This window comes from Paenibacillus senegalimassiliensis (assembly GCF_001486585.1).
In the GTDB taxonomy this organism is placed as follows: Bacteria; Bacillota; Bacilli; order Paenibacillales; family Paenibacillaceae; genus Fontibacillus; species Fontibacillus senegalimassiliensis.
Window position 1 is genome coordinate 1 of record NZ_LN909046.1, and the last position, 16,263, is coordinate 16,263.

The window sequence follows — 16,263 nt, forward strand, 5'->3', positions numbered from 1 at the left end:
CCCCTCAAGATGAGATTTCCCAACTAGTAAGACCCCTTGAAGACGACGAGGTTGATAGGCCTGAGGTGGAAGTGCAGCAATGTATGGAGCTGACAGGTACTAATCGGTCGAGGGCTTATCCAAAATAACGCAAATTTGTTTCGTATCCAGTTTTCAAGCGATTAAACGCTTGAACCGTTTGGTGGCGATGGCGGAGGGGTTCCACACGTACCCATCCCGAACACGACCGTTAAGCCCTCCAGCGCCGATGGTACTTGGACCGAAGGGTCCTGGGAGAGTAGGACGCCGCCAAGCGAACATATTCCCTGATAGCTCAGTTGGTAGAGCACTCGACTGTTAATCGAGTTGTCACAGGTTCGAGTCCTGTTCGGGGAGCCATTCATGGCCCGTTGGTCAAGGGGTTAAGACACCTCCCTTTCACGGAGGTAACAGGGGTTCGAATCCCCTACGGGTCACCATTATTATTAAAACCCAGAATCGGAGGCTTAGCTCAGCTGGGAGAGCATCTGCCTTACAAGCAGAGGGTCGGGGGTTCGAGCCCCTCAGCCTCCACCATAAGACTTTTACTGACGCGGGGTGGAGCAGCCCGGTAGCTCGTCGGGCTCATAACCCGAAGGCCGCAGGTTCAAATCCTGCCCCCGCAATTGCAATACTTAGTGTGGAGCCGTGGTGTAGAGGCCTAACATGCCTGCCTGTCACGCAGGAGACCGCGGGTTCGAATCCCGTCGGCTCCGCCATTATTGTTTTACAATTCTGCATCCTGATAAGGGATGGTCGTACATTGTACGAGCCATTAGCTCAGTTGGTAGAGCACCTGACTTTTAATCAGGGTGTCGAAGGTTCGAGTCCTTCATGGCTCATAAGTTTTACTTTATTATTTTGCGGACGTGGCTCAGCGGTAGAGCATCGCCTTGCCAAGGCGAGGGTCGCGGGTTCGATTCCCGTCGTCCGCTCCATATGATATGCGCCCTTAGCTCAGCTGGATAGAGCGTTTGACTACGAATCAAAAGGTCAGGAGTTCGAATCTCTTAGGGCGCGTTTTACTCGCCGGTGTGGCGGAATTGGCAGACGCGCGCGACTCAAAATCGTGAGGGAAACCGTGGGGGTTCGAGTCCCTTCACCGGCATCATTAGTTAGAAGAAAAGTTTGTTGGAGTTAACTCCAACAAACTTTTCTTTTTTATGTCTAATATAGCAAATGTTTGTTTTTTTCCTTAACTAGCATGTTGAAATGGAGTATATGCCATCATATGCCTATATATTTCGATTAAAAAATAATTATTTTTTAATGCTAAAGTATTATTTATTATAATTGATATATGTGATATATTTTTAATGCATAATTTTCTTTTTCATCATGGCGAGGAGTAAGGCTCATTAGTCCAAATTCAAAGGAGGAGAAAGGTGAGCATGAAATTTCGTTGGAAGAAGAAGTGGTTGGCTGTATTTTTAGGGGTTGCTTTAGTTATTACTATTGTACCGCCGGCTGGGTTACCCCAGGCTGAGGCGGCAGGGTTGAGCTGGCCATCAGACCAGTTGCTCCCGTCATTCTCTTCACCCGCTCCAACGCTTGACGTCATGGAATTGTTAACAGAATTCAAGTACAACGCGACCGGAACGCAAATTAGACACAATACAGGCCGACTGGATGGGGATGGGTGGCTTGCTCAAGTAAATATTGATGAGCCATTTCATCATATGGTCTATGGGCCTTACGCCACAGACATTCCGGTAGGTGAACACAGAGCCTTTTTTGATATGATTATTGACAATAATACCGCTGATAACAACATTATGGTCACTGTTGATGTAAGAGATCACGATACCGGTGAGGTATTGGCCACCAAAGATATTCGAAGACAAGATTGGACATATACGTCCAATTACGAGCGGTTTTATCTGCCTTTTACGAATGAGAATGTAGGGCACCGGTTGGAGTTTAGAGTTTATTGGCATGGGGCTTCCTACATCAAAGTAAGGGATGTGGGGACGGAATCCCTGAGCAATGCTGCCGAGGCGGCTTTGTTCACGACACTCAAAGGGATTGTAAACCGCACAGAGCCAAGAATTTATACGTATGATAATGCTGTCAGAGGCGAAGAAGGCAGGGAGAACTGGCTTAACTCGCTAGGACTTGGTTATGCCGATGTACCAGATAATTGGCTGCTACTCAGCAAATATCTGAATGAAGTGGATGGTATCGTAGTTTATGATGATCAGGTGCCGGATACGTTGAACCTGGCGACAACGATTGCATCGCTGAATGATGGAATTGTTGCGCCCCCGAGCTTGGTAAGCAAACTAACCTCAGCACCTTATAATCTGCCGATATTGGATGATCTGCGGGGTGAATATGCCAACAAGATCGAAGTGTATGAGGACTTATACGACAATTATTGGCCTTCGCTGCCACATCGATTGATTGTAGGACTGAATCCGAATCTTACGGGATTTCTTCGAGATTATGCAACTGCAATAGGATCGGCGGTTATCTGGCTTGATCCGGACGTCCCGGCAGAGAACACATTGCTGCGTAAGTTCTTTGATGATATGCCTTACGGCAGTGGGATTTACATGGGTTGGTGGCCTGCGGAACAACGTGGGGTTGAAACGGCATCCGAATATGGTATTTCCACCATTGCCAGTGACTTCTCGTCCAATCTTACTGTGTTCGGGGGGACCTCACGGAACGTGGATGTTAAGCCCGTCCCGACCAAGCCTAATCTGGATAATAAAATTTATATCTCGCTCATTCTAAGTGATGGCGATAATCTGCAATATATGGAGCATCGCTTCAAGAGCATTTGGGATGCTCCTAACAGAGGAGAGGTTCCACTCAGTTGGACCGTATCCCCAGCGATGCTTGATGCTATGCCTGGAGTGCTGGATTATTTGTATGATACAGCAACACCAAACGATGCACTCATTGCTGGACCAAGCGGTGTAGGTTATACGTACCCTAACTATTGGGATAACCAAACTTTCCTTGACGAGTACACTGCACTATCCGGAGATTATATGGAGCGTGCAGGTCTTAAGGTAGTGACAATCTGGAACACCATTGTTGGTGCGACGAATCCTAATGTGGGTAACAGCTTTGCTCAGAACGCCCCTTATTTGCTCGGGATGACAGCACAGGGTGGAGGCGGTGGCAACGTTACTGTATTTGACAATTCACTGCCAAGCCAAGTATTGAACGCCAACTATTGTTATTCCTATGATACGTTGAAATTGGAAATCAATAATGCAATTGCGGGTTGGGATGGTTCGGCCCCGAGATTTGTGACCATTCAAGCGAATCCGTGGGATGTGGGTTATCAGGATTTTGTGGATGTAGTTGATTATTTCAGCTCTAATAGCAATATTGAATTTGTTAGAGCAGATAACTACTTCCAACTGGTAAGAGAGCATTATGGATTGCCTATTCAACCAGGTCCTGCCCCAACGAATGTTAACGAGGACAATCTCTAGAGCTGAATGTAAAACTATCTCTGCTGGTACTAATAAGGAACCCGATCCTCTTCTGTAGGATCAGGGTTCTTTGTTTTGTTCATTAATAATCTGATATACGCTGGATTTCCATATTTGATATAATTCAACTAAAACGGGGGAATCCTCATGAAATCACTTCCACTCTATAAGAAGATACAAGAAGACATTCGATTTCTGATTAGGTCGGGACAACTGAGGCCGGGTGATCGAGTACCCTCGGAGCAAGAGCTTGCCGAGCAATACCATGTGAGTCGAATTACGTCCAAAAATGCAATTAACGGTTTAACGGAGGACGGCGTGTTGGTAAGGTACCGTGGAAAGGGAACTTTTGTGAATCAAGTTCTGGAACAATCCCCTTCTGGTGATATTCATAGAGGCGTTATTGGACTGATTTTACCTAGCATGAAAACAAAAGTGGACCAGCGGATTATGAGCGCAATTGAACAAAATGTTAGGGAGCAAGGTTACTATTTGCTGGTCAGAATTACACAGGAGTCGGCCATCGAGGAAAGTAAGGCTATTGAGGATTTAATACTTCTCCGGGTGAAAGGCCTGATTATTTTCCCTATTGAGCAACAAATGTATAATAACGATATTTTAAGGCTCAGCCTGAATCGATTTCCTCTCGTGTTAATAGATCGTTATATGAAGGAAGTCGAGACCTATAGCGTATCGGCCGACAATATGAACGGGACCTACTGTGCCATTAATGACTTGCTGACCAGGGGCCATAAGCAGATCGCCTTTATCACTGTGGAGGTAACCAATACGGCTACCGCAGATCGGGCTGCGGGATTTGAACAGGCGTTCTTGGAGAAAAATTTACCTATTAACAAGAACCTGTGGTGCATCCTGAATATCGAGGACATTGCTTCAGGCAAAGGCATTTCTATCATTCGGGAATTTCTAGAGGACAATCTAGATATTACAGCTATTTTTGCGTGCAATGCAGAGCTGACAGATTACACTCATCGAGCTATGAATCTAATTAGTCAACAGCCCAATTACAAGCCGGAACTGGTCAGTTTCGATCAATCTGATTTGGCGGACGTCAGTTATGTGAAGCAGAACGTTGAGGACATGTGCAGGATTACTGTCGAACTCCTGGTCGAGCAAATTCAAGGCAAGCATGATCCAAGAAGAATTGCCGTTCCGGTTAAGTTGTTCCACAAAAATATACTCAATAAGGTATAAAATTGCTCTACTCACGATGGTATGATATATACGCAAAATGAAAGCGATATCATATTGGAGTGGGAGGAATGAGGTTCTTGAGAAAATCCAAATTACTGCTCTTTATTATGGCCTTATGTTTGATGTTGCCTGCAACAATGGCAACCGCCTATGAAAATCCCAGGTCGCTAGATCAGGAGTGGCCGACTTATGGTTCAGGTGATCCTTACGTTTTAAAATTTAAAGGAGTCTATTATCTGTATGTCAGTACGAAGGACTCTGAGATTGGGATTAAAGCATGGAGTTCTACAGACCTTGTTGATTGGACATATGAAGGGCTGGTGGCTACCGATCCTTTGACCAAGGCGGCCTATGCGCCTGAAGTCATTTACTGGAACGGTTATTTCTATATGTATACCTCACCAGGCGGAGGCGGCCATTATGTGCTGCGAAGCGAAAGTCCGACCGGTCCCTTTACGGTTCAAACACCGAATAAAGGGCTGTCGATTGACGGCCATGTATTCATAGATGATGATGGTCAGTGGTATTTCTACCGTGCGGCGCATGGACAGATGGTTGCTCATCAGATGAGTGATCCCTATACGTTTGGACCAGGTCATGATACGGGAGCCTCTATTAGTGGAGGTTGGACAGAAGGAGCGACGGTTGTCAAGCGTGATGGCCGATATTTCATGACCTATACGGGTAATCATGTCCACAGTCCGGCGTACCGTATTGACTATGCAGTAAGTGACAATCCGTTAACCGGGTTTGTTCCTGCGAGCAATCAAAATCCGGTTCTTGTGTCCACAGAGGGGCCTACCATTGGCCTCGGGCATAATAGCCTGGTTGTAGGTCCAGATCTGGATTCTACCTACATGTTCTATCATGATTGGAAAGGGTATACACCAGAAAGATGGCCTATCCGCAGCATCAATTTTGATCGAGTGGTCTGGAATGGCGACAAAATGGTAGTGCTTGGACCTACGACAACCTCTCAGCCTGATCCTGCGCAGCCGGTTTTCCAAGATCGATTTGATCGGGCAACCGTGGGACTGGACTGGCAGAACGTAAACGGAGGGACTTGGGGGATCTATAACCAAGAATTAATGTGGCAGGATACCATCGGAACTACAGTGCCATACAAGCAAATTACTAAGGCAGTAACGGCCTCTAACTTTACCGCTGAATTTCATATGAAGGAAATGAATCGGGGAACCAGTGCTTCTCCAAGGTATGGCGTGACTTTCTCCTATGTGGATGAGAACAATTATGGTGTGGCCATGCTGAGCTCGAAGAACAATCAAATAGAGACCCATCTGGTAATTAACGGGGTCTCACAAGGCTGGGAGAATGCAGGACTGCCTGCGGACTTTGACCACAAGAAGTGGCATAATCTTCGTGTAGAAAAATCAGCAGATACTTATAAAATTTATGTAGATCAGATGTTGAAGGTAACCAGAGCAGCGAATCTGGAGGGAGGACAGATCGGCTACGTGTCGGAGGATACCCATGCTGACTTTGGATATGTAGCATTCAGCAATCAGGCTGGAGGAAGTAGTGCATGGGAGGCATATAAGCCTATACCGGGTAAAATCGAGGCCGTTCATTATATGAGTGGTGGTGAGGGAGTTGGCTACCATGACACTACTCCCGCCAATATTGGCGGTCAGTATCGGAATGACGCGGTTGATATACGGGAAAATCCGCAAGGCGGCTTCAATGTCGGTTGGAACCAGACGGGTGAATGGTTGAAGTATCGCGTAAATGTTGCTGACTCGGGAGCTTACGATATTACATTCCGTATGGCTACCACAATGGATGGTGTACAGATCCGTGTCTGGGATGGGGATACGGATTTAACCGGGATTGTATCTATTCCCAATACAGGTGGCTGGGATGAGTGGAGATCGATAACGACTCATAACGTTACATTAAATGAAGGGCTCCGAGAATTACGGGTTGAATTTGTTACGGGCGAAGCAGACTTTGCCAGTATGGAATTCCATCGCTATGCGGAAGTACCTAACTGGAATGACGATTTTAATGATAACAATAGCGAGGGTTGGAAGCGTTGGGAGGGGAACTGGTCTGTCACAGATGGTCAATACCATTCGGCGGGTGGTACCTTTGCAAAAACGACGACCGGTGAGAATCACTGGGCAAATTATACCCTTGAAGCCGATGTCAAAATGCTTGAAAGCGATGGAGATGCCGGAGTTATTATAAGGGGTACTAATCCAGCTAATGGGCTGGAGCTTGGACAGAATAATGGAGATTTCTTACAAGGTTATTATGCCTACATCAGAACAGATGGGGTGTATCTGGGCAAACAAAATTTCAACTGGAGCAAGCTGGCTGAATTTGCGACACCGCTTGATACTCATTCGTGGCATAAATTAAAAGTAGTAGTCAACGGAACCAATATCAAGGTATATGTGGATGATATGTCGATGCCAAAGATTGATTACAATGACCATTCTCCCCAACCATTTACACATGGGAAAATTGGGCTAAGAACAGCATATAAAGAGACTTTGTTCGATAATGTGAAGATTTACCCTTAACATGATCAGCACAAAGCAACGAATAAAGAGAGATAGCCTTTTCCAAAAGGCTATCTCTCTTTGCTGTTGTATGTGCCCCTTCTATGTCTTGAATTTATGATAATGATTCTCATTATCTTTATTTTAAGCTATACTATGATTTAAATCAGTAAAGGATTTCAAGAACCGCATTGAGAGGAACCGGATGTAATGAAACGGATTTTATTTATTGAGGATGAACAGCATTTGTCACGCTTCGTTGAGATGGAACTGCGAAGAGAAGAGAACGAGGTTGTGCTAGCCTATGATGGTGCCACGGGACTTCATCTGGCTCTTGGCGAGGACTGGGATGTTATTTTGCTGGATTTAATGCTGCCTAAGATGGATGGGCTGGAGGTTTGCCGGCAAATTCGTACGATTAAGAAAACTCCTGTAATTATGCTAACAGCCCGAGATGGTATTACAGATCGGGTCATGGGGCTGGACTGTGGAGCAGATGATTACTTGCCCAAACCTTTTGCTATTGAAGAACTGAAGGCCCGCATGAGGGTGGTGTTCAGAAGACAGGAGGAGCATACCAGCAAATCTCAGGCACTGCTGTTATTTCGGGATTTATCTATTAACCGGGACTTAAGAATCGCTAGAAGAGGGGGCACGGAAATCGGGCTAACTAAGCGGGAATTTGACTTGCTTACCACCCTTGTAGAGAATGCAAAGCGCGTTATGACCAGGGAGGAGCTCCTTGATAAGGTGTGGGGATTCGAAGCCGCCGTTGATACGAACGTCGTTGATGTGTATATCCGGTACTTACGTAATAAAATAGATGATTCCAAGCAAGACGGATATATCCGAACCATTCGTGGTGTCGGTTATATGATGAACTCATGAACTTACATAGGTTAAAGCAGGTGCTGTTGCGTCTGCCGATCAAATGGACACTTACCTTGTGGTCGGCTTTTCTGATCTTGGTGTTATTTATCGCTTATAATACCGTGCAATATATCTTTGTCGAGCAATGGATGCTGGGTCAGGAGAAGGCACAAGCGCAGCACAAGATGAACGATATCTTGAATGGCCTGCTGGAGCGAGAGGCTGGATTTACGGAAGAGGAATTACCGCGAATACGCAGTTATCTGGACAAGAAGAATCAGAACGACCAATTGATTAGGGTCATTGATCAACAGGGCAATAAAATTATTACCGTCTCTGATGGGATCGCCGAATATTCCGTTCCTCCCGTACCGAATTCCAGGACAGAAGTGGTCGTTGCCAATCACGGTGGGCACTCTCTGCTAGTGATGAGAAGTCCCATTGTCATTCATTCCTTTAACGGAACCGTGGAGATTGTCAAAAATATAGACCAATTCGAAAAGCTGACCGATGCTATACTGCGGGTGTTTTTGCTATCGGGCCTGGGGGCGGTTGTCCTCAGTGGCTTGGGGGGAGCTATACTGGCGAGGCAAGTATTGAAGCCGATTCAGGCAATGGCCAGAACGATGAAGGATGTTGAGCGCAAAGGCTTGCAGGAGCGAATGTTGATTCCAGACAGAGAAGATGAGATGGTAGCCTTGATGAAAATGTTCAACGGCATGATGGATCAGGTGGAACGCTCATTTTCTCAGCAAAGTCAGTTTGTTGAGGATGCTTCCCATGAATTGCGGACCCCGATTGCCATCATGGACGGGCATTTGTCTTTGCTGCTTCGTTGGGGGAAGGAGGACCCTCGGGCGCTGGAAGAATCCTTAAACATTTCTTATCAGGAACTGAAGCGAATTAAAGCTCTTGTTCAGGATCTGCTGACGCTAACGAGAACAGAGAAGGCGAGCCCTGCCGAAGATGAGGTGACAATTCGAGCGGATCGGACCATTCTTAATCTGGTTGGAGAGTGGGAGCAGTTATACCCGGCCTATCCGTTTGAAACCCTGCTGACCGGTTTGCAAGAGTATGAAATTTTTGTACCCGAAAGGCATCTTGAGCAAATCTTGATGATTGTACTGGATAATGCAGTCAAGTATTCAGCAGCGGGCTCGTCAATAAGCATTATCGGGGATGTGTGCGATCAACGGGCATTCTTTCAGATCACTGATCATGGCATAGGTATTCCTGAGGCGGACCTGCCCCATGTTACGGAGCGATTCTACCGGGCGGATAAGGCACGCAGTCGGGAACAAGGCGGGACGGGTTTGGGGCTGGCCATAGCCAAGCGACTAGTAGATCATCATAATGGTACGATTAAGATTCAAAGTGAAGTGTCGAAAGGGACGACGGTGACATTTTCATTTCCTTGCCAGCCTTATATAGATAAAAGAGAGGGGGAATAGTCTATGAAACTCTGGCTAAAGAGAGGCGTTTTAGGGCTGATAATTCCGCTTCTAGTCATTGCGGTTTTTTTATCATCTTGTATTTTAAAGCAGGATGAGCAGCTTCAAAGTGATCGGCCCAGCGTAAACGTATTTTCAGCGAGGCATTATGAAGTAGATCGGGCTGTCTTTCAGGAATTCACGAAACGCACGGGAATTCAGGTTAATGAAGTCAAGGGCACGGCGGAAGAGTTAATTGAACGCATGAAGCGGGAGGGACAGGCCTCTTCGGCGGACTTGTTAATCGTTGTGGATGGGGGCATTCTTAATGAAGCCAAGGAGAGCGGGGTATTGCAGCCCATGTCGTCTGATGTGTTGCGGGACAATGTTCCGGCAGAGTGGCGTGACCCGGACGATTACTGGCTAGCCATGACGGCGCGCTCCAGAGTTATAGTCTATGCCAGGGACCGGGTAAATCCAGAATCGCTCTCCACTTACGAAGATTTGACCCATGAGCGCTGGCGAGGGAAGTTGCTGGTTCGTTCCTCATCGAGTTTGTATAATCAATCCTTGCTGGCTTCGTTTATTGATTTGTATGGAGAGCAGGAAGCGGAGGAGTGGGCGGCGGGAATCGTGCGCAACTTCGCCCGTGAACCTGAGGGGGGAGATAAGGCGCAAGCCAGGGCCATTGCAGCAAAGATAGGGGACGTAGCTATTATGAATACGTACTATGTGGGCCAAATGCTGACCTCAAGCGATCCGGAGGAACTGGAGATTGCCGCAGGCTTAGGGGTGTATTTCCCCAATCAACTAACAACGGGGGTTCATACAAATATAAGCGGAATAGGGCTTGCCGCATACGCTCCTAATCAGGAAAATGCCCTTAAGCTGGCTGAATTTCTGACTGGCCCCGAGGGACAAACAATGCTCGTCCAAGGAAGTTATGAATTCCCGGTAAATGCAGAGGCCGATATGCCAGCCTTGCTGCGTAGCTGGATGTCATTTATACGTCAGCCTGTGAGCATTGCGGAATTGGGCCGCCTGCATCAGAAAGCAGCCGATATCTTTGACCAAGTGGGTTGGAAATAAACAATTGTCAATTTAGAAAATGACAATTTTCCTCTTTCACATCGTTTTCTCATTTTCGATTGCTAAAATTCTTAGTAAGCGAATTTTATTGATAGTGATTCTCATTCTCGAAGATGAGATCCGAAAATGATGGAGGAGGAAAAGGTAAATGTTTACGAAACGCAGTTCGATTGTATTAACCATTTCATGTATGCTTGTCATCGCTCTTTTAGCAGGATGTGGTGCAGGCAATAATACGGGGCAAGGCAGCAGTAATACGCCCGCATCGGCTCAAACGGAGGAACCTGCTTCATCATCCAATACGGAGCCTGCCCAAACGGGCGGCGAGGTTAATATTTATACAGCTCGTCACTATGAGGTAGACCAGGAGCTCTATGATGCATTCAAGGAACAAACCGGAATCACAGTGAATGTGGTTGAAGGGAAGGCGCCTGAACTGATTGAGCGCTTGAAGCGGGAAGGAGCGAGTAGCCCGGCGGACCTGTTCATTACGGTAGATGGTGGTATTTTGAATACAGCTAAGACGGAAGACATTCTTCAGCCAATCGTCTCGGATGTGCTGGACAAGCAGGTTCCTGCAGACTTGTGGGACAAGGACAATCAATGGGTTGGCTTATCGACGCGAGCCCGGGTAATCGTGTATGTCAAGGATCGGGTTGATCCAAGCCAGCTCTCTACCTATGAGGATTTGGCTACGGACAAATGGAAGGGCAAAGTTGCCGTGAGATCCTCTACAAACCTGTATAATCAATCGCTATTAGCCTCGTTTATCGAGGTCATGGGTGAGGCAGAGGCAGAGGCTTGGGCAGCCGGTATTGCCGCTAACCTGGCCCGCGAGCCAGAGGGAGGAGACCGGGATCAAGCGCAGGCGATTGTCTCGGGTGTAGGTGATGTAGCGATTATGAATACCTACTATGTAGGGAGAATGTTTGCTTCAGAGGATGCTGAAGAGGTGAAAGTGGCAGAGCAGGTCGGCGTATTCTTCCCGAACCAGGACACCACAGGTACTCACATAAACATTAGTGGGGCGGGGCTGATCAAGCACAGCAAGAATAAAGACAATGCCATCAAGCTGCTCGAATTCCTGACTGCACCGGAAGCCCAGGCCAAAATCTCACAAGCGAATTTTGAGTTCCCCGTGAACGCGGAGACGGAACTGCCAGAACTGCTGAAGAGTTGGGGAGACTTCAAACGCCAGGATATTGACTTTGCTAAATATGGCGAATTAAATCCGAAGGCCGTGGAGATTGCCAACAAGGTTGGATGGAAGTAGTCGATGAGGATAGCACTGCTTCTTAGAAACCTCAAGCGGCACGTGAACGGATGGACGGTAACAAGCATGACCGGGGCGGCAGTGATACTGCTGCCCATCCTTTATCTGCTGCTAAGCTTATTTCTTCCCCCTAATGACAATTGGAGCACGGTCAAGCAGTTTCTCTTAACGGATTATGTGCTAGGGTCGGCCAGGCTGGTGGTTATGACCACCTTTTTTGCCGTTTGTATAGGAGTTGCATTTGCCTGGCTTGTGGTGGGATATACGTTCCCGCTGCGAAATGTATTCAAGTGGGCCCTTGCGCTGCCCTTGGCCATGCCGCCTTATATAGCCGCTTATACATACAGTATGATGACCGGCTATACCGGTATTATTCAAGCGACGCTTCGCAACCGGTTCGGCATTGTGCTGCCACCAGGAATTATCGAGGTCATGTCCGAGCGCGGGGCGGTGTTCGTATTGACCTTATTTCTATTTCCTTACGTATTTATGATTACTCGGGCTTTCCTGGAACGTCAGAGTGCTTCTTACATCGAAAATGCACGCTTGCTTGGACACAGACCGCTCAGTGTATTTATCCGGGTTGTGCTACCGCTGGCGAGACCGGCGATTATGGCGGGCGGGATGCTCGTCGTATTTGAAGTGTTAAGCGATTACGGAGTGGCTAATTATTTTGGAGTACAAACCATATCAACCGCGATTTTTCAGACCTGGTTTGGCATGTACGATATGGCGTCGGCGATGCGTCTTGCGGCATGGTTGATGATTGGTGTAATTAGTCTGTTCATCCTTGAGCATTGGCTGCGGCGCAATCGGCGCTATTCGGATACCACCAGCCAGACTCATCCGCTCAAGCCAAAGGCCTTAAAGGGAGCAGCGGCTTGGGTAGCATGTATGAGTTGTGGACTTCTTCTCCTGCTTGCTTTCCTCGCCCCCTTCATCCAGTTAATCGCCTGGTCTGTCCAGTACGGGGCGAAGATATGGCGTTCCGACTTTGCTGAACTGGCTCTGAATACCTTACAAGGGGCCGGGATTGCTACAGCCCTGATATTGCTGGTGGCCTTGTTGTCTTCCCGGGCGGTACGAATGATCGATTCGCCTTTTATGCAAGCGTTGGCCAGACTAATATCCGCTGGGTATTCTGTGCCTGGTGCAATTATAGCGATTGGCGTACTTGCTGTGTTCACGGTACTGGATGGCTGGTTGTCTCCCCTGTACGGGTCGCTGGGACTCGGCGAAGGCTCCCTTGTGCTTAGCCTATCCCTGGCCATGTTGTTAACAGGTTATGTTATTCGTTATATGGCCACGGGCTACAGTGCTTTGGAGTCGGGATATGAGAAAATACCACGTGCATACTCGGAAGCATCAAGAACGCTTGGTCGCAGCAGCTTGGTGACTTTTATACGCGTAGAGCTCCCGCTGCTGAAGGGTTCGCTGTTAAGCGGCTTTGTGCTGACCTTTGTGGAGATTATTAAGGAATTACCCTTGACGCTCCTGCTCAGACCTTTTAATTATGACACGTTGTCTACCCGTGCTTACCAGTATGCTACGGATGAACGCGTCTTCGAGGCAGCCTTGCCATCCTTGCTGCTGGTGCTTATTGGATTGGTAACGGTCTTGTTCATCCTTAATCCGGAGAGGAGGTCCATATGAGTTATATTAACATTGACCATGTCACGTTTCGTTTTGCTCCCAAGGAGCCCGCTGTAATCGACGAATTATCCTTGCAAATGGAGCAGGGTGACATCATGGGCATTCTCGGAGCCAGCGGAAGCGGCAAAAGTACGCTCTTGCGACTGATTGCCGGACTTGAGATGCCGGAGAGCGGCAGCATATCTATCGATGAATGCTTGATGGTGGATGAACGGGTCTTCATGGAACCTGAGCGGCGTGGTGTCGGAATGGTGTTCCAGGACTATGCCTTGTTCCCCAATATGACAGTAGCTGCGAATATTGCCTTTGGACTGCATAAGCTCAAGAAGCATTTGCGGCTCGAGCGCTTGGAGCAGATGCTGGAGCTTGTGCAGATGGAGGCTTATGAACGGCGGTATCCGCACGAGCTAAGCGGCGGGCAGCAGCAGCGTGTGGCATTGGCGCGAGCGTTAGCACCTCAGCCGTCAGTGCTGCTAATGGACGAGCCGTTCAGCAATCTGGACGCGGATCTGAAAGCGGACATTCGTACTGACCTGAAGCAAATATTGGCGAAGGCAGGTATGACTTGTCTGCTTGTGTCCCACGACGAGGCCGATATCGATACAGTTTGTAGCCGAATTCTCCGTCTCCCGAAGGACAGCAGAAAGGAAGTTCTCACTGAGGACACGTAAAATTCACAGGAGCGGGTTCTCGCCGAGGAGGTGGGGAGCCCGCTATTTTTCAGGGTAAAAATCTTGTTTTTCTGCTGAACATATTTCGTTGACTATTCATACATACAGCACTATAATCCTTAAGATAAATGGATAAGCCATTAAAACAACGACTACTGTACATCAACAGGGAGGCCAAGTATTAATGACCACAGGCACACCATCAACCAAATTTTACATGAAAAACTACCCGAGACCTCAGTTTACTCGCAAGGAGTGGCTGGACTTAAACGGAGTTTGGGATTTTTGCTTCGATGACTCTAAGGTGGGAGATGCGCAGCGGTGGATGGACCAATTCCCAACTGCTCAAAAGATAGTTGTTCCGTTTACGTATGAGACAAAAGCGAGCGGGATTGATGATCAAGAGGTTCATTCTCAGGTTTGGTATCGTACAAAATGGAAGCTTGCGCCTGAATCAGAAGGAAAACGAACCCTTCTGCATTTTGAGGGCGTTGATTATAAAGCAACCTGCTGGGTCAATGGCCGGTGGGTTGGTGAACATGAAGGCGGCTACGCCAGATTTTCTTTTGACATCACAAATTCTTTGGTGAAGGACGCCGAGAATGAAATCGTACTGAAGGTTGAGGATGGTCATAATCCGATGCAACCAAGAGGCAAACAACGTTATTCCGGGCATAACTTCGAAACCTCTTATGTTCAGACTACGGGGATTTGGAAGACGGTCTGGCTGGAATACGTAGAGCAAACCCGGATAGAATCTGTGAAAATCACGCCGGAGATTGATCGTCACATGGTTCGTTTTGATTTTCATATGCATGGGGTGGAAGATAAGACTAATCTTCGTCTGGAGGCGGAGATTACTTTCAAGGGACGGCCTGTGACTACATGGAGTCTCTCGGTTAATCGCAGCCGATTAACTGCGGAAGCGAGCGTACTGCACGAAACGAATGGCCCATGGCTGGAGAGCATGTGGACGCCTAAAAAACCTAATCTGTTTGATGTGGAATTCGTATTGTATGATGGGGAGCAAGAAATCGACCGGGTAGGCTCCTATTTCGGCATGCGGAAAATCTCGATTAAGGATGGGCAAATTCTGCTCAACAACTACCCACTCTATCAAAGACTGATTTTGGACCAGGGGTATTGGCCGGACAGTCATCTCACTCCACCGTCCGAGGAAGCGCTCATTCAGGATATTGACCTGATTCTGGAGATGGGCTATAACGGCTTGCGCAAGCATATGAAGGTGGAGGATGCCCGTTTTCTCTACTGGTGTGACGTGAAGGGCGTGCTGGTGTGGTCGGAAATGGCGGCTACCTATGAATTTAACGATGAGGCGGTAGAACGCTTCACCAAAGAGTGGCTTGAGGTTGTCCAGCAGCAGTATAACCATCCCTGCATTATAACCTGGGTACCGTTTAACGAGTCTTGGGGAATCGTGAATGTTGGGCATGATGTGCGGCAGCAGAAGTTCACCGAGGGGATCTATCATTTGACCAAAGCGTTTGATCCTTATCGTCCCGTAATCACTAACGATGGTTGGGAGCACACGGTATCTGATATCCTCACCCTGCATGATTATGTAGAACGGGGAGAGGATTTCCTGGAGACGTATAAGGATAAGGATTCCATTACCGGAGGTCACAGTGCGTTTAATGAATGGAAGTTCCCCTTCGCAAACGGCTATCGTTATCAGGGGCAACCCATCATTATTAGTGAATATGGAGGCATAGCGTTCCGTACGAATAGCGGCTGGGGATATGGCAATCAGGTTGATTCCGAGGAAGCCTTCCTGGAGCGATTCGGCAGCATCACGGGGGCAATTCAGGCCATTCCGTTCATTGCCGGCTATTGCTTCACGCAAATTACCGATGTGCAGGAAGAAGTGAACGGACTGCTGACGGAGACGCGGGAGCCTAAGGTATCACTAGACAAAATTCGCGAGGTCAACACGCGTAGAGTTCATCATATTTATAGAGATTAGAAAAATATTCTTGACTATTTCCCTGCGTTCGCTATAATAGGAAAAGTGACCTGATTTTTTCGAAAGAGAAAACAGGAGACATT

10 protein-coding genes, 9 tRNA genes and 2 rRNA genes are annotated in these 16,263 nt (G+C 47.6%); all 21 read left to right on the forward strand.

Translation table 11 applies throughout. The annotated features are described in order from the left end of the window. Positions 1–123: ribosomal RNA gene (locus BN3279_RS14095) — 23S ribosomal RNA — on the forward strand; the annotation flags it as partial. Between the two features lie 54 nt (positions 124–177). Beyond that, positions 178–294, forward strand: a 5S ribosomal RNA gene (rrf, locus tag BN3279_RS14100). A gap of 8 nt (positions 295–302) precedes the next feature. Then, a tRNA-Asn gene (locus BN3279_RS14105) sits at positions 303–378 on the forward strand. A 5-nt stretch (positions 379–383) separates the two neighbouring features. Further along, positions 384–458, forward strand: a tRNA-Glu gene (locus BN3279_RS14110). 21 nt (positions 459–479) lie between these two features. Then, positions 480–555, forward strand: a tRNA-Val gene (locus tag BN3279_RS14115). A gap of 15 nt (positions 556–570) precedes the next feature. Beyond that, positions 571–644, forward strand: a tRNA-Met gene (locus tag BN3279_RS14120). Between the two features lie 16 nt (positions 645–660). Further along, positions 661–737 (forward strand) — tRNA-Asp (locus BN3279_RS14125). Between the two features lie 50 nt (positions 738–787). Continuing rightward, positions 788–860, forward strand: a tRNA-Lys gene (locus tag BN3279_RS14130). Positions 861–881: 21 nt separating this feature from the next. Beyond that, positions 882–956 (forward strand) — tRNA-Gly (locus tag BN3279_RS14135). A gap of 8 nt (positions 957–964) precedes the next feature. Further along, a tRNA-Arg gene (locus BN3279_RS14140) sits at positions 965–1,038 on the forward strand. Positions 1,039–1,046: 8 nt separating this feature from the next. After that, positions 1,047–1,126: transfer RNA gene (locus BN3279_RS14145), tRNA-Leu, on the forward strand. Between the two features lie 283 nt (positions 1,127–1,409). After that, the gene (locus BN3279_RS14150; RefSeq protein ID WP_059051847.1) at positions 1,410–3,470 is read left to right on the forward strand and encodes a GxGYxYP domain-containing protein; all 2,061 of its coding nucleotides are present in this window, start codon (positions 1,410–1,412) and stop codon (positions 3,468–3,470) included. Positions 3,471–3,617: 147 nt separating this feature from the next. Next, the gene (locus BN3279_RS14155) at positions 3,618–4,685 is read left to right on the forward strand and encodes a GntR family transcriptional regulator (protein ID WP_059051848.1); all 1,068 of its coding nucleotides are present in this window, start codon (positions 3,618–3,620) and stop codon (positions 4,683–4,685) included. Between the two features lie 68 nt (positions 4,686–4,753). Next, a complete protein-coding gene (locus tag BN3279_RS14160; protein ID WP_059051849.1) occupies positions 4,754–7,231 on the forward strand; it encodes a family 43 glycosylhydrolase in 2,478 nt (825 codons plus the stop codon). A gap of 189 nt (positions 7,232–7,420) precedes the next feature. Then, positions 7,421–8,098 (forward strand): response regulator transcription factor, encoded by a 678-nt coding sequence (locus tag BN3279_RS14165; protein WP_059051850.1) that lies wholly within the window; start codon positions 7,421–7,423, stop codon positions 8,096–8,098. Then, the gene (locus BN3279_RS14170) at positions 8,095–9,531 is read left to right on the forward strand and encodes a HAMP domain-containing sensor histidine kinase (RefSeq protein WP_059051851.1); all 1,437 of its coding nucleotides are present in this window, start codon (positions 8,095–8,097) and stop codon (positions 9,529–9,531) included. The genes BN3279_RS14165 and BN3279_RS14170 overlap by 4 nt, the downstream gene beginning before the upstream one ends. A gap of 3 nt (positions 9,532–9,534) precedes the next feature. Further along, a complete protein-coding gene (locus BN3279_RS14175) occupies positions 9,535–10,599 on the forward strand; it encodes a Fe(3+) ABC transporter substrate-binding protein (protein WP_059051852.1) in 1,065 nt (354 codons plus the stop codon). A 148-nt stretch (positions 10,600–10,747) separates the two neighbouring features. Next, on the forward strand, positions 10,748–11,872 hold the full coding sequence (locus tag BN3279_RS14180; RefSeq protein ID WP_059051853.1) for a Fe(3+) ABC transporter substrate-binding protein: 1,125 nt from the start codon (positions 10,748–10,750) through the stop codon (positions 11,870–11,872). 42 nt (positions 11,873–11,914) lie between these two features. Then, on the forward strand, positions 11,915–13,525 hold the full coding sequence (locus BN3279_RS14185; protein WP_232436858.1) for an ABC transporter permease: 1,611 nt from the start codon (positions 11,915–11,917) through the stop codon (positions 13,523–13,525). Further along, positions 13,522–14,196 (forward strand): ABC transporter ATP-binding protein, encoded by a 675-nt coding sequence (locus BN3279_RS14190; protein ID WP_059051855.1) that lies wholly within the window; start codon positions 13,522–13,524, stop codon positions 14,194–14,196. Before BN3279_RS14185 ends, BN3279_RS14190 begins: the two co-directional genes overlap by 4 nt. Before the next feature lie 184 nt (positions 14,197–14,380). Continuing rightward, the gene (locus BN3279_RS14195) at positions 14,381–16,180 is read left to right on the forward strand and encodes a glycoside hydrolase family 2 protein (RefSeq protein WP_059051856.1); all 1,800 of its coding nucleotides are present in this window, start codon (positions 14,381–14,383) and stop codon (positions 16,178–16,180) included. The last annotated feature ends 83 nt before the right edge of the window (positions 16,181–16,263 follow it).

Excerpts from the sequence above, each read along its gene's own strand:
- BN3279_RS14150 (WP_059051847.1), top strand. The coding sequence starts at position 1,410 with ATGAAATTTCGTTGGAAGAAGAAGTGGTTGGCTGTATTTTTAGGGGTT.
- BN3279_RS14155 (WP_059051848.1), top strand. The coding sequence starts at position 3,618 with ATGAAATCACTTCCACTCTATAAGAAGATACAAGAAGACATTCGATTT.
- BN3279_RS14160 (WP_059051849.1), top strand. The coding sequence starts at position 4,754 with ATGAGGTTCTTGAGAAAATCCAAATTACTGCTCTTTATTATGGCCTTA.
- BN3279_RS14165 (WP_059051850.1), top strand. The coding sequence starts at position 7,421 with ATGAAACGGATTTTATTTATTGAGGATGAACAGCATTTGTCACGCTTC.
- BN3279_RS14170 (WP_059051851.1), top strand. The coding sequence starts at position 8,095 with ATGAACTTACATAGGTTAAAGCAGGTGCTGTTGCGTCTGCCGATCAAA.
- BN3279_RS14175 (WP_059051852.1), top strand. The coding sequence starts at position 9,535 with ATGAAACTCTGGCTAAAGAGAGGCGTTTTAGGGCTGATAATTCCGCTT.
- BN3279_RS14180 (WP_059051853.1), top strand. The coding sequence starts at position 10,748 with ATGTTTACGAAACGCAGTTCGATTGTATTAACCATTTCATGTATGCTT.
- BN3279_RS14190 (WP_059051855.1), top strand. The coding sequence starts at position 13,522 with ATGAGTTATATTAACATTGACCATGTCACGTTTCGTTTTGCTCCCAAG.
- BN3279_RS14195 (WP_059051856.1), top strand. The coding sequence starts at position 14,381 with ATGACCACAGGCACACCATCAACCAAATTTTACATGAAAAACTACCCG.